This window comes from Aliiruegeria sabulilitoris (assembly GCF_001558155.1).
Classification (GTDB): domain Bacteria; phylum Pseudomonadota; class Alphaproteobacteria; order Rhodobacterales; family Rhodobacteraceae; genus Tropicimonas; species Tropicimonas sabulilitoris.
In genome coordinates, this window is the sequence record NZ_LOAS01000027.1 from 58,213 (window position 1) to 74,833 (window position 16,621).

Below are 16,621 nucleotides of genomic sequence, written 5' to 3' on the forward strand. Positions count from 1 at the left end.
ATGTCGGAAATGAAGTTCTACCTGGATCGCTTCTTCAGACGATTCCATTGGTTCCTGGCCGTGGCGGTCTCGATTTCGGCCATTGCCATCGTCGTGTCGCTGACGCTTCCGCCAGCCTATGAGAGCGAAGTCCGCATGATCGTGGAATCGAACCAGATTCCGGACGAGCTGGCACGGTCGACCGTCGAGACATCGGCGATGGAACAGCTCCAGATCATCGAACAGCGGCTCATGACGCGGGAAAACCTGCTGCGAATCGCCAACGAGAATTTCATCGTCCGCGGCCAGCAGGACATGAGTGCGGACGAGATCGTGCGCGTCATGCACGCGCAAACGACCCTGAGCCGCAGATCCGGTCGCAACGAGGCGACGGTGATGGCGATCAGGTTCGAGGCGCCTTCGGCGCGTTCGACGGCCAGCGTGCTGAATTCCTACCTATCGGTCATTCTCGAGCAATCCGCGGAGTTTCGAACCGAACGCGCCGTCACGACGCTGGAATTCTTCGAGCAGCAAGTCGAGCGCCTGGAACAGGATCTGGACGTGAAAAGCGAACAGATCCTGGAGTTCAAGAACCGCAACGCCGCAGCCCTGCCGGAGACGTTGAATTTCCGTATGTCCGAGCAGACCCGCCTGCAGGACCGGCTGACCCGGGTGGAAACCGACATTTCCGACCTGAACAACCAACGGACCCAGTTGATCCGCCTGGACGAGGCGGCGCGGCAGATCGGTGCGGACCCGAACAAGGCTACGATCCAGCTCAGTCCGCGTCAGGTGCGCTTGAGCGAATTGCACCAGGATCTTTCAGAAGCCCGCTCCGTCTATGCCGAAGACAGCGCGAAGGTCCGTCACATCAGGGCTCTCATCTCCAAGCTGGAAGAAGATGAGCAGCATGAGGCCGGCGATATCGACGAGGCGGCCCTGGCAGAGCAAATCGAGTCGCGCGAAAGCCTGATGCTGAACATCCAACTGGCCGATATCGATTCCAAGATCGCCACGCTCGAAGAGCAACGCGGCGATATCGAAGCCCAGATGGATTCCAACAGAACTGCCATCGAGCGGACCCCGGCCAACGTAATTGCGCTGGAGGCGCTGGAACGCGACTACGAGAACATCCAGACGCAATATAACGAGGCCGTCAGCAACCTGAGCCGTGCCAATACCGGCGAACGTATCGAGTTTATGTCGCGCGGACAGCGGATCACGGTCATCGAACCACCGGCCGTTCCGGTCGAACCGACCAAACCGGATCGCAAGAAACTGGCCGTGGCCGGTATGGGCGTCGGCATCCTGGCCGGCCTGGCGCTTGTCTACCTGCTGGAATTCATGAACCGCACCCCGCGCCGCCCCGAGGACATCGTTGCCCGTTTCGACGTCATGCCGATCGCGACCATTCCCTATGTGCGCACAAGCCAGCAGATTGTGGTGGACCGAGGGGTCAGGGTCCTTGTGATATTGGCCATATTGGTCGGAATACCCGCCGCGATCTGGGCGGTTCACGAATTCTACATGCCACTGGACCTTGTCGCGGACAAGGTCATGAACCGTCTTGGCGTGCGCTGGTAAGGAGCAAGCAGATGGACAGACTGCAAACCGCCATCGAGAAAGCCCGCGAGCAGCGCGCCGAGGTACTCAAGGAACGTGCGAACAACGGTCCTCTGACGGATGTCGGCTTCCTGCCCGAGACGGTGGAACAACTTCCCAGCCGTGACGAGATCTGGCAGGGCCTGCAATCGGTGGACATGAATGCCCGCGCGCTCAAGGATCTTCGATTGATGTCCAACCAGGGCGCTTCGCAGGCAGTTCCCTATGACCTCTTGCGGACGCGGGTCCTGCACCAGGCGCGCCAGAATGGCTGGCGCCACATCGGTATCGTCTCGCCGACGGCGGCCTGCGGCAAGACGACTGCCGCCGCGAACCTGGCCTTCGCCTTCTCTCACCAGCCGGAAGTACACATGCTGCTGCTCGACCTGGACCTGCGCCGCCCGCGACTGGCCGGCATGATGGGTCAGAAGATCGAGACCGGCATGGAAGATGTCCTGCTGGGGCGCGTTCCCTTCGCGGACCATGCCCGTCGCCTGGGCAACAACGTCGCCATAGGTTTCAACAACGGTCCCTCGGACCGGCCATCGGAATTGCTGCAAAGTGCCCAGACGGAAGAACGGATTGCCGAGATCACCGAGCAGTTCGATCCCGATCTCGTGCTTATCGACCTGCCGCCGATGATGTCTACCGACGACAATTTCGGTTTTCTGAGCAAGGTCGATGCTGTGCTGCTGATGGTGGCCGCCGAGGAATCGACGACCGAACAGATAGAAGTCGCGCTGCGTCAGCTCGGCGAATTGACCACGGTCATGGGGATCGTGCTGAACAAGTGCCGCCACACGGGAGGCGCCTATGGCTATGACAACAAGTATTACTATTCCTGAACCGCAGGAAACGAACGGGAGAAAACGTAGCTTGGCAAGCCCGGTACAGGGTAGACTTGCGCCGCCCAGCGTGGCCTTGCCGCTCAAGGGGGGCACTCAGTTTTCGGTGCCGCTGACCCATGCCACCGCCGCCGATCTGCTTGCCGATTTCGAACGCCTGCTTGTCGGGGGCAAGGGGTTCGCGGCCGCGACGGTCAATCTCGACCATCTGGTGAAGCTCCGCCAATCCGACGCTTTTCGGCAAGCTTATTCCGGCCACAGCCATATCGTTGCCGATGGCAACCCTATTGTCTGGCTGTCCCGTTTGTCCGGCCGCCCGGTAAACCTCGTTCCCGGCTCCGAGCTGATCGAGCCGATCGCCGAGATAGCTGCCCGAACCGGCATTCCTGTCGGATTTTTCGGCGCCACGGAGAACAGCCTGGAAAGTTCCGCCCTTGAACTCGAGCGGCGCTATCCCGGCCTCAACGTTGCATCGCGGATCGCGCCTCCCGACGGCTTCGATCCCTCGGGGGAAGGGGCCAATGCCTGTATCGCCGAGATGGCGCGCTCGCCCGCGCGTTTGTGGCTGCTGGCGCTCGGCGCGCCCAAACAGGAGATTTTTGCCGTCAGGGCATGGCAAAGAATCCCGGATCGGGGATTCCTGTCCATCGGCGCCGGTCTGGACTTCATTTCTGGCGAACAGGTCCGGGCCCCTGCCCTCATTCGCGCGCTGGCCCTTGAGTGGGCCTGGCGGATGGTTTCGAACCCGCGCCGGCTCGCGCCGCGTTACGCGCGTTGCGCCGCTGCCCTGCCAAGCCTGGCGAGCGCGGCCTTGAAACAACGTCGAATGGAAGAGCGTTGCTGAGGAACAGAACCCAGAAACACCTCGGCCACCCATCCGGCGGGGGGTAGAAGGTCGGGGTCATGCCAAACACCGTCGCCTATATCGTGCTCTTTGCCTGGCCGGCCATTGCCTTCCTGGCCTTCCGGCGCCTGCCGCTCGCCGCTGGAGTTTCCGCGGCCCTGATCTGTGCCTTTCTTCTCCTTCCCGCCAAGGTCGAAATCGACCTGCCCATGCTGCCCAGTTTCGACAAGGGACTCAGTGGTATCATCTCGGCCTTGCTGCTCATGGCTTCGGCGTCGCGCCCCGGCTTGTTCGCGAAAACGGACACCGCAATCCGCCCCGGCTGGCTGCCACGGGCCGGATGGAGTAGGCTCTGCATGCTGGGCGCTCTTGTGGGCTCTATGGTGACGGTCCTGCTCAACAGCGAACCGCTCTTCTACGGTCCACGGGTTCTGCCGGGGTTGCAGCTCTATGACGGGCTTGCCTCGATCCTGAACCAGATCATCGTCTTCCTGCCGTTCCTGATCGCGCGCAAGGTGCTGGCCACAGCCGAAGCGCAGCGTCTGTTCCTGCTCACGCTTGTCATCGCCGCCGTGATCTATGCTTTTCCGGCGCTCTACGAAGTGCGCATGTCTCCGCAGCTCAACCGCACGTTTTACGGCTTCTTCCCGGCATCCTTCGCTCAGCACATGCGCGAAGGCGGCTTTCGGCCGTTGGTTTTCCTCCATCACGGGCTGGTGCTGTCGCTTTTCCTGGCGCTCGGTTTTCTTGGCGCGCTGGCCTGCCTGCGGTATCTGGCCAAGGATAATCAGGGAAAATTCATTGCCGCGTCGCTTTTCCTCTTCGTGGCCCTGTATTTCAGCAAGTCACTCGGGGCTTTCGCGAGCGCCCTTCTCTTTGCACCAATTGTCCTGATCGCACCGGCCCGGCTTCAGCTTCTCTTTGCCGCCGCCGTCGCGGCAGCTACTCTGAGCTACCCGATCATGCGCGGCAATGATCTGGTTCCTATCGAACCTATCGCGGGCATCGCACAAAACATTGACGCGGAAAGAGCGGCATCGTTGCGTTTCCGGGTGGAAAACGAAGATGCGTTGCTGGCCAAGGCGAACCAGAAACCCTTCTTCGGCTGGGGCGGCTGGGGCCGCCCGCGCGTGTATGACGCTGACGGGCGCGACGTATCCATCACGGACGGCGCATGGGTCATCCTCTTCGGCCACGGCGGGTGGGCTCTCTACCTGTCGACTTTCGGCCTTTTGTGCATGCCAGTGCTGCTGACCGCCTGGTTCAGCAAAAGCCATCCACCGGATGGCGTGACAATTGCCCTCACGTTGCTGCTCTGCGCCAACATGATTGACCTTTTGCCGAATTCCGGTCTTTTGCCAATCACCTGGATGATGGCTGGAGCGCTGGCCGGACGGCTGGAACGGCACTTGCTGGGGGAAACAAAACCTGGCGCCAACTCGACTGCGCCGGCAGGAAAGGCCGCTGCTTCCGGTTTGTATTCGCCTGCGGGTGTCCGCTCCGTCTATGACAGCCCCAACGCCAAAGGCTCGCCTTTCACACTGGCACCGCGCGGGACACCCACGCCCGAAAAGGCCACGCGCCGAAAGGGCATGTTCCAACCATCGCGTCCGAACTCGCCCGAAAAAGACATTTCATGACGGGCGGTGCCGCAGACATCGCAGTCATCGTCGTGAATTACGGCACGGCAAGTATGGCACTGGCGGCCGTGGACAGCGTTCTGACGTCTAATCACGGCGCGCGGAGCGTCGAGGTTCATCTCCTCGACAATGCCTCCCCCAGAAACGACGCGGCGAATCTGGCCGACGAAATCGCGGCGCGCGGATGGGGTTCGCATGTGCGGCTCTACCGGGAACCCGAGAACCGCGGCTTCGGCTGCGGCAACAACGTGGTCCTAAGCGAATTGGCCAGCCGTGAAGCGCCGCCCGAGTTGGTCTTTCTCCTTAATCCCGATGCGAAATTGGCCAATGACGCAATGGCGATCCTTGCCGATTTCATGGGCGCGCATTCTGACGCCGGCGCGGCGGGCGCGCGGCTGATCGGTGAGGACGGAACGCCCAGCGCGGCGGCCTTTCGTTTTCCCTCCATTGCCGGCGAGTTCGCCGAAGCCGCGAGTTTCGGACCAATTACCCGCCTGCTCGGGCGCTGGCGGATTCCGATGGAAACAGATCTGCACACAGGTCCGGTCGATTGGGTTACGGGCGCTGCCGTGATGCTGCGCTTCAGCGCGCTGGAACAGGTCGGCTTCTTCGATCCGGGCTATTTCCTCTATTACGAGGAGGTCGACCTGATGCGCCGCCTCGACCGGGCGGGCTGGCAGTGCTGGCACGTTTCCGAAGCGAAGGTGATCCATATCGAGGGCGCGGCCACCGCGCTGCGCGGCAGCGAGATCGGACTGCGCCGCCGCCCCGAATACTGGTACGCATCGCGCCGGCTCTATTCCTTGCGCAGCCTCGGTCGAGCCGGCGCCGTCGCCAATGGCTGTGCGGTCATTCTCGGAGCGGGTCTGAACCACCTTCACAGCCGACTGCGCGGGCGAAAGCCATGGCTTCCCGAGCGCTTCATTTCGGATACATGGCGGTCTGTGTTGCGTCCCCTATTGTCGGGCTGGCGCCCGGACTGAGGCATGTTTCGTTACTTTTCGTAGCGTTTTCGCGCTCCAACAAGTTGACCTGCCACCCAGTATTCCAGCACCCCGAGCATCTCGGGGAATTTCCCAAGCGTCAGGAAAAACGCCCGTTCCGCCCCACCCCGCGGCACGAGCCGCAGAACCTGTAACGGGTAGAGCGCCAGCGCGTAACGCGCCCATGGCCCGCCGATCAGAGCAAGCGCGAGGATGACCACCGGCAACAGGCCGGCCCAGAACAGGATGCGACCCAGCTCGGCAACATAGTGTCGTTCCGGCCCTGCCCCGTGCATGGCGCAGCCCTCGGCATAGGCATACCCGGCCCGTCGACTACGGCGCCACCATTGGGAAAACCGGGTCATGTTAGCATCGTGCAGGGCCATATCCTGTTCGAGCCGCCAGATTTCGCCGCCCTCACGCCGCAAGCGCAGGCAAAGCTCCGGCTCCTCCCCCGCCACGAGGGTTTCGCAGAAACCGCCCACGGCCTGAACCTTGTCCAGCCGCATCATGGCAATTCCGCCGATGGCATCGACCTGTCCGGCCGGCTGTTTCCACTCGGCATCGCACAACCGATTGAAGACGCTTTTCTCCGGGTGGCATTCCCGCAAACGCCCGGCCACCGCGACGGCGTTTTCATGCGTCGCGAGGTAATCCGAAGCGGTTTCAAGCCAGCCGGGAACAAGCTGGCAGTCGCCATCGATGAATTGTACGAATTCGGGCTTCCCCTGATCGACCAGCACCGCCAGCCCGGCATTGCGCGCCCGCGCCGCGGTAAAGGGGCGGGCCATGTCCAGTTCCACAACGGACGCCCCCGCGTCCCGGGCTGCAGCGACAGAACCATCGGTCGAGCCGGAATCGACATAGACGAGCGGGCCGTCGAAGCCCGCCAAGGACTTCAGGCAGGCCAGGAAACGTTCGCCCTCGTTGCGACCGATCACGACAATTCCGATTTGCGCTGTCGAAGCCACTGGATTTCCTCTTCGCAAGATCGCGCAAGGGAGAACCAGATTTCCGATGTTTTTTCCAGCCCAATCGCGGCTTTGGCCTATTCCACGCCTTCGAAGACATAGAAAACCGTCGATCCGGGCGGCAGTTCCGCGACTTCAAAGCGCGGAAGCACGGAGCCGGGCGGCACGTCCTCGCGCTGCAACGTTACCTCTCGGGAAGTGAGATTATGGCTATCCCATTGCCCGCTTTGCGAGATCCGAGTGACACGTTGCGTGGTCTTGAAGGGCAAATCGAGCGTGACTCGCGTCACGCCGTCGTCCTTCGTATCCGCGAGCCCCGGCACACGACGCGATACCAGCACCAGCGTCACACGGTCGCCAGAACGTGTGGCATAGGCATCGACCAATGGGGCAGCCTGCACGGACTCGCGGCCTTTCTCCCCCAGCAGATCGACCACTGGCACGTCCAGAGTCCGCACCGCGAGCATGTCGCCCGTCCCGATACGGTTGAACAATGCCAGCAACTCCCAGGCCGGAAGGATCTGCCCGCCATGCTGCCAACGGCGATGGGACGACCAGTGCGAGCCATCGCCATAGAGAAAGAAATTCTGCTCGACCATGCCTAGCCGTGCGCGGGCGAGAAAGCTGTCCAGCGTTGCGGTTCCCGCCGCCTTGCTCTTCATCGCCAGTTCCTGCGCGGCACCCTGCTCCGGGCTTACCCGTCGCCCGTTGAGCCCATCCAGTACATAGCCCGGTCCTGCTTCGTACATGCCCGTTTCCGGCGCCTGCCCGCGCGCCTCACCGATCCGGGCCGCCGCCTCGATCTGAGAGCGGGCTTGCGGGAGGCCCGTCTGCAGAACATGGGTCAGAACTCTGAATAGCCCGTTGGCCGTTGGATCTCCGGGCGCGCTACCGCTCTCCCATCCGCCGATATAGCCCGCATGGGTCAACACGCCGGAGCCGTCAGAGCGCTGTGCTGCCTCCCCGCCGTATCGGAAGCCGGCCCAATCTCCCAAGCCGGCGCGCCCGCCTAGAACCGGCCGGAGCTTCGGGGCAAGCACCTCCCAATAGGGGCTGCGCTTCAGGATCGAGAGGATGTATTCCTGATACAGACCATAGACCTCGCCCGCGCTGTAGCGCTGCCCATCCACCGCGTCCTGCATCCGCGGGAACACCCAAGGTGCAAACAGACCGTTCCATGTCTCGTTCCCGATTTCCAACGTGATCTGCTCGAATTTCTCGGCCCAGGGAACGCCTTGCCCCGTCGCATGGCGCCGGGCCGCCCATGGTTTCCGGGCGGCAGTGTCGACGGATGGATCGAAAGGTGCGGCAAGATACTCGGCAAGGCCCAGCCATTCCGCCTCCGTCAGGTGCGGCTCGATCTGCAGCCAGGGATCGACGCTCAGCCGTGCGAACTCGTCCAGGACCTGCGGCAAGGTGTTGCCGCCTTCGGTCCCGCTGCTCGCGCCTGCGGGATTGGTCAATTGCGCGAGGTCGTAGCTGCTCCGCCCGGTGCGGACGAAACCATGCGTTCGCAATGACGTCATCCCAGAGGCGGCCAGCCGTTCCTCATCCTCCGGCAATAACGCCAGATAAGGCGCATCGGCGCGGGTGACGCGGAAATTGTCGATGTCGAACTCCCCCGGCCCGGTTAGCACGATCTGCATCCGACCTGCGCCCCGGCCCGGGTTCGCGACTGGCACGGAAAACTCCGCGCTGTAGCGCCGCCATTGGGGCGTCAGGCGAAACAGGATCGGCGCAAAGGCCCCGCCCTCCACGCTGGCATGAAACCCGGTGAGTTCGAACCGGACGCTTTGGAGCGTCTTGCCCCGCATCCAGACTTCGAACCGATAGCGTCGGCCGGGTTCCAGCACCGGATACCAGGACTGCGCCAGCCCCGAATGATTGAAACGACCGACCGCGAAACGCTCGCTCTCCCCAAGCATTACGCGCAAATGGGTCTCGCCGGCGTCCGGAACGGGCGTATCGACGGGGTGCGGCACCAGACGCCAGTCGCCCCCGCCGGCCTCGTCCGACCATTTCCGGACAAGCGGCGGGATGAAGTCGCGCCGCGGCTCGCCGCTGTCCCAGATGCGATTGCTCAGCAGGTTCTTTCGTTCGGCGCGCAAAAAACGCGTGCGCAGCAGAACGAGATCTCCCTCCCGGATGCGCGCCCCGGCCTCTTCAAGTTGCAAATAGGCATCGAGATGCGCCTCGGGAGGCACGTCCGAGCGATAGAGCGCATAGCCCGCAGCCCCTGGGACCGCCTCCCATTGCAGCTCGATCTCGCCCGTCTCCAACTCCCGCGCGCGCAGCCCGCGCGGCGTCGGCAAACGTTCCGACACCGCATCCGAACGCGCCGCCACTCCGGTCAGGCGGGTGGCATTGCCCGATTTCGGCAATGCCAGCGTCCGCTGCGCTACAGCGGCGTCCGCAGGCTCGGAAAGGCCCCCGTCGGACCCGACGGCACGAACTGTGAAGTAGTAGGGGACGCCGGTACGGTACCAGGTGGGGAAGGACAGGAGCGCCTGCGTCTGCTCGCCCGGAACCACCTTGCCCGGGTTGAGTCGCGTCCAGCCAGCCACGCGGTAACCGCCTTGCGCGATCCGGCCCTGACGGACCGACCGAAAGGCGCCATTCTCGATCCGCAAAACCTCGACATCGGCGCCATCGAGAGCGCCGTTGCGCCAACTGTCGCTGTTGGAGAGCGTCTCCGTCGAGGCGAGGATCCTGTCTTCGCCCCCCCCCGAAGCCTGAAACATCGTGCGGAAAACAACCGGTTCGAACCCGCCGCCGGGCATCAGGAAGTGCCCGTTGCCGAAGGCTCCTATGGTTGCCGAGAAAGGGCCCACCGCGGGCGCGACGACCTCCTGCCCGACCACGAAATGGGCCTGCTCGCGCATATCTTCAGCCGCTCCCGCAACGCGGGGCAGACTTGCCAGAAACAGCACAGCCGCCCAAATGATCATGCGCAGACGCCAATTCAAATCGGATCCCTCCCGGTTCATCTTCCGGTTCAGACTATCCCTCGCCCAGAGGCTTGAAAAAAGAGTGAAACTGCCCGGGCATTCCCCCCATGACATCGTGCTGCAACTCGGGCATCAAGAAAGAGACATGCCGCCGAAGAGCGGTACAGGTGGCGAGGAGACATATCATGATTCATCCGGTCATTCTTTGCGGCGGCTCTGGCACGCGGCTTTGGCCCTCCTCGCGTAAGACCTATCCAAAGCAATTCGCGAAACTTCTCGGCACGGAGAGCCTCTACCAGAGCACGTTGCGCCGGTTGAGCGGGGAGGGTTTCGGGCATCCGCTGGTGATGACCAACGAAACCTTCCGGTTCATGGCCTCACAGCAAGCCGCTGCGATCGGCCTGTTGGACGCGCAGGTTGTCGTCGAGCCTTGCCTGCGCGACACCGCACCTGCCATCCTGACCGCCTCGCTGATCCTGGAACGCGACGAAGGGGCGGATGCGCTGATGCTGGTTGCCCCGTCCGATCACGTCATCGCGGATGTTCCGGCCTTCCTCGCCAGCGTCCAGCAGGGCGTCGACGCGGCACAGAGCGGCGCGCTGGTCACTTTTGGCGTCACGCCGGACCGTCCAGAGACGGGCTACGGCTATCTAGAGCTCACGGCAAAGCCCAACGGCTCGGGCGCGGCGATCGCGTTGGCCTCCTTCCGCGAGAAACCCGACGCGGAGACAGCCGCGGCCTTCCTGGCGGCCGGGACATACCTATGGAATGGTGGCATCTTCCTGTTCCGCACGGGCGACGTGATCGCCGCGTTCGAGGCCTGCGCACCGCAATTGCTCGCCCCGTGCAGGGCCGCGCTGGAGAAAGGCGCCGAGGATCTCAACCTGTTCCGGCTGGATCTCGACGCCTATGGCTCGGCGGAGGCCATTTCCTTCGACTACGCGGTTATGGAAAAGGCCGACAAGGTTTCGGCCGTGCCGCTGACCTGCAAGTGGTCCGACCTCGGCTCCTGGGACGCTCTCTGGAAAGAGGAAGGCCCCGACGAGAACGGCGTCTCCACCAATGGAGCCGTTACGGTGATCGATTGCGCGAATAGCTACCTGCGCTCCGAGGAAGACAACATGCATCTCGTCGGGCTGGGCCTGAAGGACATGGTCGTCGTCGCCATGCGCGACGCGGTGCTGGTGGCCGACAAGTGCCGCGCGCAGGAGGTCAAGGACGTGGTCACGACGCTGCGGGCGGCCAGTGCCCCGCAGGCCGACGACTATCCGCGCTTCCACCGACCGTGGGGTTGGTACGAAACGCTCTGCATCGACCAGCGTTTCCAGGTGAAGCGGATCATGGTGCGTCCGGGCGGCGTGCTCAGCCTGCAAAGCCACCATCACCGCTCCGAACACTGGGTCGTCGTTTCCGGCACGGCGGAGGTGACCGTCGGCGAGCAAACCAAGCTGGTGACAGAAAACGAGTCGGTTTATATCCCACTCGGCGCCGTGCACCGCATGGCCAATCCGGGCAAGCTGCCGATGTATCTCATCGAAGTGCAGACCGGCTCCTATCTCGGCGAGGATGACATCCTTCGCTACGAGGATGTCTACGGGCGCGGCTGACAGGCGGGCGCAAACTGGGCGGCTTATGACGGATTTCGACGCAGTGGTGATCGGCGCGGGTGCGGTGGGGCTGGCCTGCGCGGCGCGGCTTGCGCGGGCCGGTCGATCCGTGCTGGTGCTGGAGGCCGCCGGGCATCCGGGCGAAGGTATATCCTCGCGCAATAGCGAGGTGATACATGCCGGCCTCTACTACCCGACCGGGAGCCTGAAACACGAACTCTGCATCGAGGGACGGCGGTCGCTTTACGGGTATCTCGCCGAGCGTGGAATCTCCCATTCCCGCTGTGGCAAGATCATCGTCGCAACCAGCGAGGCGGAGCTTTCCACGCTGGAGACGCTGCGGACGCGCGGAGAGGCGAATGGCGTCGAAGGGTTGCGCATGCTGTCGCGCACAGAGGTCGCCGCCTTGGAACCCGAACTATCGGTCACGGGTGCCCTGCTCTCTCCGGAAACGGGGGTGTTTGACAGTCATCAATTCCTGCTGTCCCTGATCGCCGAGGTCGAAGCCGGCGGCGGGTATGTCGCCTGCCGCGCCCCTTTTCTCGGTGCCGTTCCCCGGCGCGACGGGTTCGATGTTCGCATTGGTGGCCAGGAGGAGATGACGCTCAGCAGCCGCTGGCTCATCAACAGCGCCGGGTTGAGCGCGCCTGCGGTAGCGTTGTGCATTACAGGCCTTTCCACGGAACAGGTCCCGCGCTACCGGCTGGCCAAGGGCAATTATTTCCGGTTCACCGGGAAATCGTCCTTCTCGCGGCTGGTCTACCCGGCGCCGGTGGATGGCGGGCTGGGCGTGCATGCGACGCTCGACCTCGCAGGCAACCTGCGCTTCGGCCCCGATGTCGAATGGCTGCCCGACGGCGTGTCGGAAGGGGAAGTCGACTACCGCGTGAATCCGGCGCGCGCCGAGAGTTTCTACAGCGCCATTCGCCGCTACTGGCCGGGCCTGCCGTCGGGAAGCCTCGCCCCCGACTATTCCGGCTGCCGCCCGAAGCTGGCCGGCCCTGGCGCGGCTGCGGCGGATTTCGACATTCGGGGCGGCGAGATTGTGGGGCTGGTGAACCTCTACGGTATCGAAAGCCCCGGACTGACGGCGTCACTGGCCATCGCCCGGCATGTGGAGGCCCTGTTGCAGGCCTGAGAGGGCGAAACCTGTTGCCGACCGCCCCATTCCCCGCCGCGCTTGGACGCATCTTCCCGGTTTGGCATTGATTTCCCCCTTGCGGGGCCCTTTCCTGCGGCGGCAAGCCCTGAAACAGCCGGCCCGGTCATGACACTCGCCTATCTGATGAATACCTACCCGATGACGAGTTCGACCTTCGTGCGCGAGGAGATCCGCGCCCATGAAGCTGCTGGCCTTGGGCCGGTCCTCCGGTACGCAATCCGCCCATGGGACGAGGACCTGGTCGAGCCACTGGATGTCGCCGAACAGGAGCAGACCGACTACCTGCTGACCGCGGGGCCGGTCGCACTTCTGGGCGGTTTTCTGTCCGAACTCGTGCGCAATCCGGTGGGGTTGGCGAAAGCGATCGGCGGTTCGGCCCGGCTAGTGGGCGCGGCGCGCGGACGGGTGATCCATAACGCGGCCTACTTGCTGGAAGCGGTCCGGTTCAAACAGCGCGCGACGCACGCCGGGACACCCCATGTCCACGTCCACTTCTCGACCAATTCCGCCGCCGTCGCCATGCTGTCGCGGCGCATGGGAGGGCCGGAATACAGCTTTACCGTGCATGGCCCGGACGAGCTTGTGGAACCGGCACGCAATGCACTCGCGCTGAAGGCCCGTCATGCGCAGGCGGTGATTGCCATCACCGAGTATTGCCGGGATTTCATCATCGACCATTGCGGCGACTGGGTGGCCGACAAAACCCATATCGTCGGTTGCGGCATCGATCCGGAGGCTTTCGCCCTGCGAGCGGAGGCGGTCACAAACCAGCAACTTGTCTGTGTCGGGCGGCTTTGCGCGGCCAAGCAGCAAATCCTGCTGCCCGAACTTGCCCGCAGGCTTGCCTCCGATTTTCCCGAGCTGGAAATCCTGCTGATCGGTGATGGCGAAGACCGGGCCGAGATCGAGGCCAGCATTGCGCGGCATGGCGTCGAAAAGCACGTCCGCCTCGCCGGCTGGGGCACCAAGCAGGAGGTGCGGACCGCGCTGAACGGCGCGCAGGCCATGCTGCTGCCAAGCCTTGCCGAGGGGTTGCCCGTCGTCATCATGGAAGCGCTGGCGCTTGGCTGCCCGGTCATCTCGACGCGGATCGCGGGGATTCCCGAATTGCTGGACCAAACCTGCGGCTGGATCGTGCCGCCGGGTGATCTGGATGCGTTGGAAGAGGCCGCGCGCGCCTGCTTGCGGGCCAGCCCCGAACAGGTCGCCGCGCTTGGGCAAGAAGGGCGGCGACGGGTGCTAGAACGCCACGATCAGGCGCGAAATGCGGCCCGGCTGCGGGATGTGATCCTGCCTAAGCCGGACGAGGCAGCCTAGCGCCCGCGCGCCCAACTCCCACGGTCATAAATTCCTGTCCGGCTGGCCAGCGCCACGGCGACATAGACGCCATAGCTGACCGGTTGGCCCAGAAGGAGCCGAACGTGATCGCGCAGGCGAACCGGCGCCTTCTCCTCGTTCCGCGAAAGATCGGGGAATTGCTCGAAGAGCTGCCGGTTGCCCTCGTCCCAACGCCGGCGCACCCGAACAAGCGCCGAGAAGCCTTCGGCCAGCACCCAGGAGAACGGCGCCTCAGCCCGGAACCGTTCGTCGGGCGCGAAATTCAGCCGGGAAAAGAGGTCGTCTGCAATAATCGGCGGAAACGCCGCCCAACGCGCGCGTCCGGCTTCGTTCATCGCGAACAGCCCGCAGCCCGGAACGCCGCTGGCCATGAAGGGCAGCCTGAGCCAGAGCCTTGCATAGTGCCGGCTGGCCCAACTGGACGGCGGGGCGACGGTGAAACGACCGGAGGCGTAGCGTGGCACTTCTGTGTCGAGGATCGTGGCCAACTCCCCCAGAAGCGTCGGTGAACAGATGACATCGGCGTCGATATAGGCGCGCGGGCCTGGTGCGGCGGCAGCATCGGCGCGGTTGAGCGCGCCCGTTTTGCCGCCTTCGGGAATGTCCAGCAGCACGAATTCCCAACCCCGCGCCTCGAAACGCGGCGCATAACTGGCCGCGATCTCGGCGGTTCGGTCGCTGCACCCATTGGCGGCCACGATCACGCGCAGCGCTTTCGGCGCGCCACCGTCCTGCTCCAGCAGGCCCTCCAGGGTCGGCCCGATATAGGCCTCTTCGTTGTGGGCCGGGATGATTGCATTGAACATGGGCACGCGCCAGAAGCCGGGTTTCTCCGCGACCCTAGTCTTTGCCAAAGCCGGGCGAAAGCCCGTTCCAGGCCCGCACACACCCCGCCCGATCCGGGGGCAGCCTGCCCAATTTCCTTCGAGATCCGGCCTGCCCTTGGGCAGCTTGCGGGCGATCGGGTTGTCAATGGCGGGTCTCTCTTTATTATACGAACGTATAACAATGAGAGGTCAGCTTGACGAAGGCACCTGAAAAACGCCGAAGCTATCGCCGTGAACATCCCGACAAGCGGCGGGTGGAGCTTATGGAAGCAACGTTGCGGGTAATCGCCTCGCGCGGGGTCGAGGCAGCGTCGGTGCGCGCCATCTCGTCGGAGGCCGGGGTCACGCCCGGCCTGATCCGGCATTACTTCGCCTCCAAGGAGGATCTCGTTTGCGCAGCCTATGCCCATCACATGACCGTCATGCAGCGCGCCAGCTCGAAGGCCAGCGACACCGAGCGTGGCAGCGCCGTGGAACGCTTGGCCGAGTTCATCCGTCGGACCCTGTCGCCCCCGGTGACCGGCGCGCAGGAAGTGCAGCTCTGGGCGGCATTCATCGAGAAGATCGGGCGTGAGCCCGCCATGCGGCAGGTGCATCTGGAGAGCTATCGCGATTTTCGCCTGCAACTCGAAACCGTTCTACGGGCCGCGCTTCTGGAGGCCGACCATACGCCCTCCCAGATCGAACTCACCCGGTTGACCTTCGCCTGCAACGCGGTGCTGGACGGGCTTTGGCTCGAAAGTTCTGCCTTGCCCGATATCCTGCCGACCGATGAAGTTGTCCAGATCGGTCTGCAATCGGTGAGTAGGCTCACCGGACTGCCCCTGCTGAATACGCGGAACGATACACCATGAGATACGCGCCGATCACCGAACGTCTGGCCGGGCTCGGAAGCGCCAAATGGGATGTGCATATCCGGGCCCGCGCATTGGAAGCCGAGGGGCGCGATATCATTGCGTTGACCATTGGTGAGCCCGATGTTCCGACACCACCGGCTCTCGTGGACAAGGCGATTTCGGCGCTCAGGAACGGCCGGACCGGCTATTCAAACGGGCGTGGCGAAGCGAATTTGCTGGCGGCGCTGGCCGCGCGCTACACGGCCCGAAGCGGGCGGACGATCACACCGAAGCAGGTGCTCTGTTTTCCCGGAACGCAGACCGCGCTGTTTGTCGCGATGGCGGGCATCGCCACGACGGGAGACGAGGTGCTCGTCGGCGATCCGCTCTACGCGACCTATGAGGGCGTCATTTCCTCGACAGGCGCGAGGGTGGTTCCGGTGCCGTTGCGCCCGGAACGCGGTTTCAGGATTTCGGCGGAAGACATCGCTGCGCGCATCACACCGCACTCGCGCGCGATCTTTCTGAATACGCCGCATAACCCCTCCGGCGCGGTGTTGACGCGGCAAAACCTTTCCGAGATCGGCGAGGTGGCCAGGGCCCACGATCTCTGGATCCTGTCCGATGAGGTCTACGAGGAGCTTGTCTTCGACGGTGTCGCGTTTGCCTCGCCGCTGGATCTGCCGAAATTGGCCGAGCGGACCATCGTCGCCACCTCCATCTCCAAATCCCATGCCGCGCCGGGCTTCCGCTCAGGCTGGTGCGTGGGTTCGGAACAGTTCACCGCGCGGCTGTTGCCGGTCGCCGAGACGATGCTGTTCGGAAACCAGCCCTTCATTGCCGACATGACGGCCGAAGCCGTTGCCGCCCCTTCCGAGGTTGCCGCCAACATGCGCAAACGGCTTGCGCGGCGGGCCGATTTTCTCGTCACGCGTTTCGCAGATCGGCGTGCACCGCCCGCAGGCCGGAATGTTCGCGCTGCTCGACGTCTCGGCGCTCGGGATGTCCTCGCTGTGACCTGTCCCCCGGAAAGTCCCTC

13 protein-coding genes are annotated in these 16,621 nt (G+C 63.8%); 10 read left to right on the top strand and 3 right to left on the bottom strand.

Going from position 1 to position 16,621, the window contains the following annotated elements:
- Genes AX756_RS20075 through AX756_RS20095 form a run of 5 tightly spaced genes read left to right on the top strand, consistent with a single transcriptional unit; the run spans window position 1 to window position 5,893 of the window.
- A complete protein-coding gene (locus tag AX756_RS20075) occupies window positions 1–1,563 on the top strand; it encodes a GumC family protein (protein WP_068316148.1) in 1,563 nt (520 codons plus the stop codon).
- Between the two features lie 11 nt (window positions 1,564–1,574).
- Window positions 1,575–2,426: a nucleotide-binding protein gene (locus AX756_RS20080; protein ID WP_068316150.1), complete on the top strand. Its 852-nt coding sequence runs from the start codon at window positions 1,575–1,577 to the stop codon at window positions 2,424–2,426.
- Between the two features lie 31 nt (window positions 2,427–2,457).
- Entirely contained in the window at window positions 2,458–3,270 is an 813-nt protein-coding gene (locus AX756_RS20085; protein ID WP_068316153.1) for a WecB/TagA/CpsF family glycosyltransferase, read from the top strand.
- Window positions 3,271–3,329: 59 nt separating this feature from the next.
- Window positions 3,330–4,910, top strand: a complete 1,581-nt coding sequence (locus tag AX756_RS20090; RefSeq protein ID WP_068316156.1) for a hypothetical protein — start codon at window positions 3,330–3,332, stop codon at window positions 4,908–4,910.
- Window positions 4,907–5,893 carry a glycosyltransferase family 2 protein gene (locus AX756_RS20095; protein ID WP_068316159.1) on the top strand — a complete coding sequence of 329 codons (987 nt, stop codon included), beginning with the start codon at window positions 4,907–4,909 and terminating at the stop codon, window positions 5,891–5,893. Before AX756_RS20090 ends, AX756_RS20095 begins: the two co-directional genes overlap by 4 nt.
- Before the next feature lie 11 nt (window positions 5,894–5,904).
- On the opposite strand, the gene AX756_RS20100 is transcribed toward AX756_RS20095, so the two are convergent.
- Window positions 5,905–6,864, bottom strand: coding sequence for a glycosyltransferase family 2 protein (locus tag AX756_RS20100; RefSeq protein WP_231701112.1), 960 nt, complete (start codon window positions 6,862–6,864; stop codon window positions 5,905–5,907).
- Between the two features lie 77 nt (window positions 6,865–6,941).
- Entirely contained in the window at window positions 6,942–9,812 is a 2,871-nt protein-coding gene (locus AX756_RS20105) for a carbohydrate binding domain-containing protein (protein ID WP_156461580.1), read from the bottom strand.
- 185 nt (window positions 9,813–9,997) lie between these two features.
- Between AX756_RS20105 and AX756_RS20110 the strand changes: the two genes are divergently transcribed.
- The 3 genes from AX756_RS20110 (at window position 9,998) to AX756_RS20120 (ending at window position 13,898) form a co-directional block, all read left to right on the top strand.
- On the top strand, window positions 9,998–11,419 hold the full coding sequence (locus AX756_RS20110) for a mannose-1-phosphate guanylyltransferase/mannose-6-phosphate isomerase (RefSeq protein WP_068316167.1): 1,422 nt from the start codon (window positions 9,998–10,000) through the stop codon (window positions 11,417–11,419).
- A gap of 25 nt (window positions 11,420–11,444) precedes the next feature.
- Window positions 11,445–12,557, top strand: coding sequence for an NAD(P)/FAD-dependent oxidoreductase (locus AX756_RS20115; RefSeq protein ID WP_068316170.1), 1,113 nt, complete (start codon window positions 11,445–11,447; stop codon window positions 12,555–12,557).
- Window positions 12,558–12,686: 129 nt separating this feature from the next.
- The gene (locus AX756_RS20120) at window positions 12,687–13,898 is read left to right on the top strand and encodes a glycosyltransferase family 4 protein (protein ID WP_068316173.1); all 1,212 of its coding nucleotides are present in this window, start codon (window positions 12,687–12,689) and stop codon (window positions 13,896–13,898) included.
- On the opposite strand, the gene AX756_RS20125 is transcribed toward AX756_RS20120, so the two are convergent.
- Window positions 13,895–14,725, bottom strand: a complete 831-nt coding sequence (locus AX756_RS20125; protein ID WP_068316176.1) for a glycosyltransferase — start codon at window positions 14,723–14,725, stop codon at window positions 13,895–13,897. The genes AX756_RS20120 and AX756_RS20125 overlap by 4 nt on opposite strands.
- 215 nt (window positions 14,726–14,940) lie before the next feature.
- Here AX756_RS20125 and AX756_RS20130 point away from each other — a divergent pair, with 215 nt between their 5' ends.
- Together AX756_RS20130 and AX756_RS20135 are read left to right on the top strand one after the other, a co-directional pair.
- Window positions 14,941–15,600 (top strand): TetR/AcrR family transcriptional regulator, encoded by a 660-nt coding sequence (locus AX756_RS20130; RefSeq protein WP_156461581.1) that lies wholly within the window; start codon window positions 14,941–14,943, stop codon window positions 15,598–15,600.
- Window positions 15,597–16,621, top strand: a 1,025-nt coding sequence (locus AX756_RS20135; protein WP_068316182.1) for a pyridoxal phosphate-dependent aminotransferase, incomplete at its 3' end; no start/stop codon positions are given. The genes AX756_RS20130 and AX756_RS20135, both read left to right, overlap by 4 nt.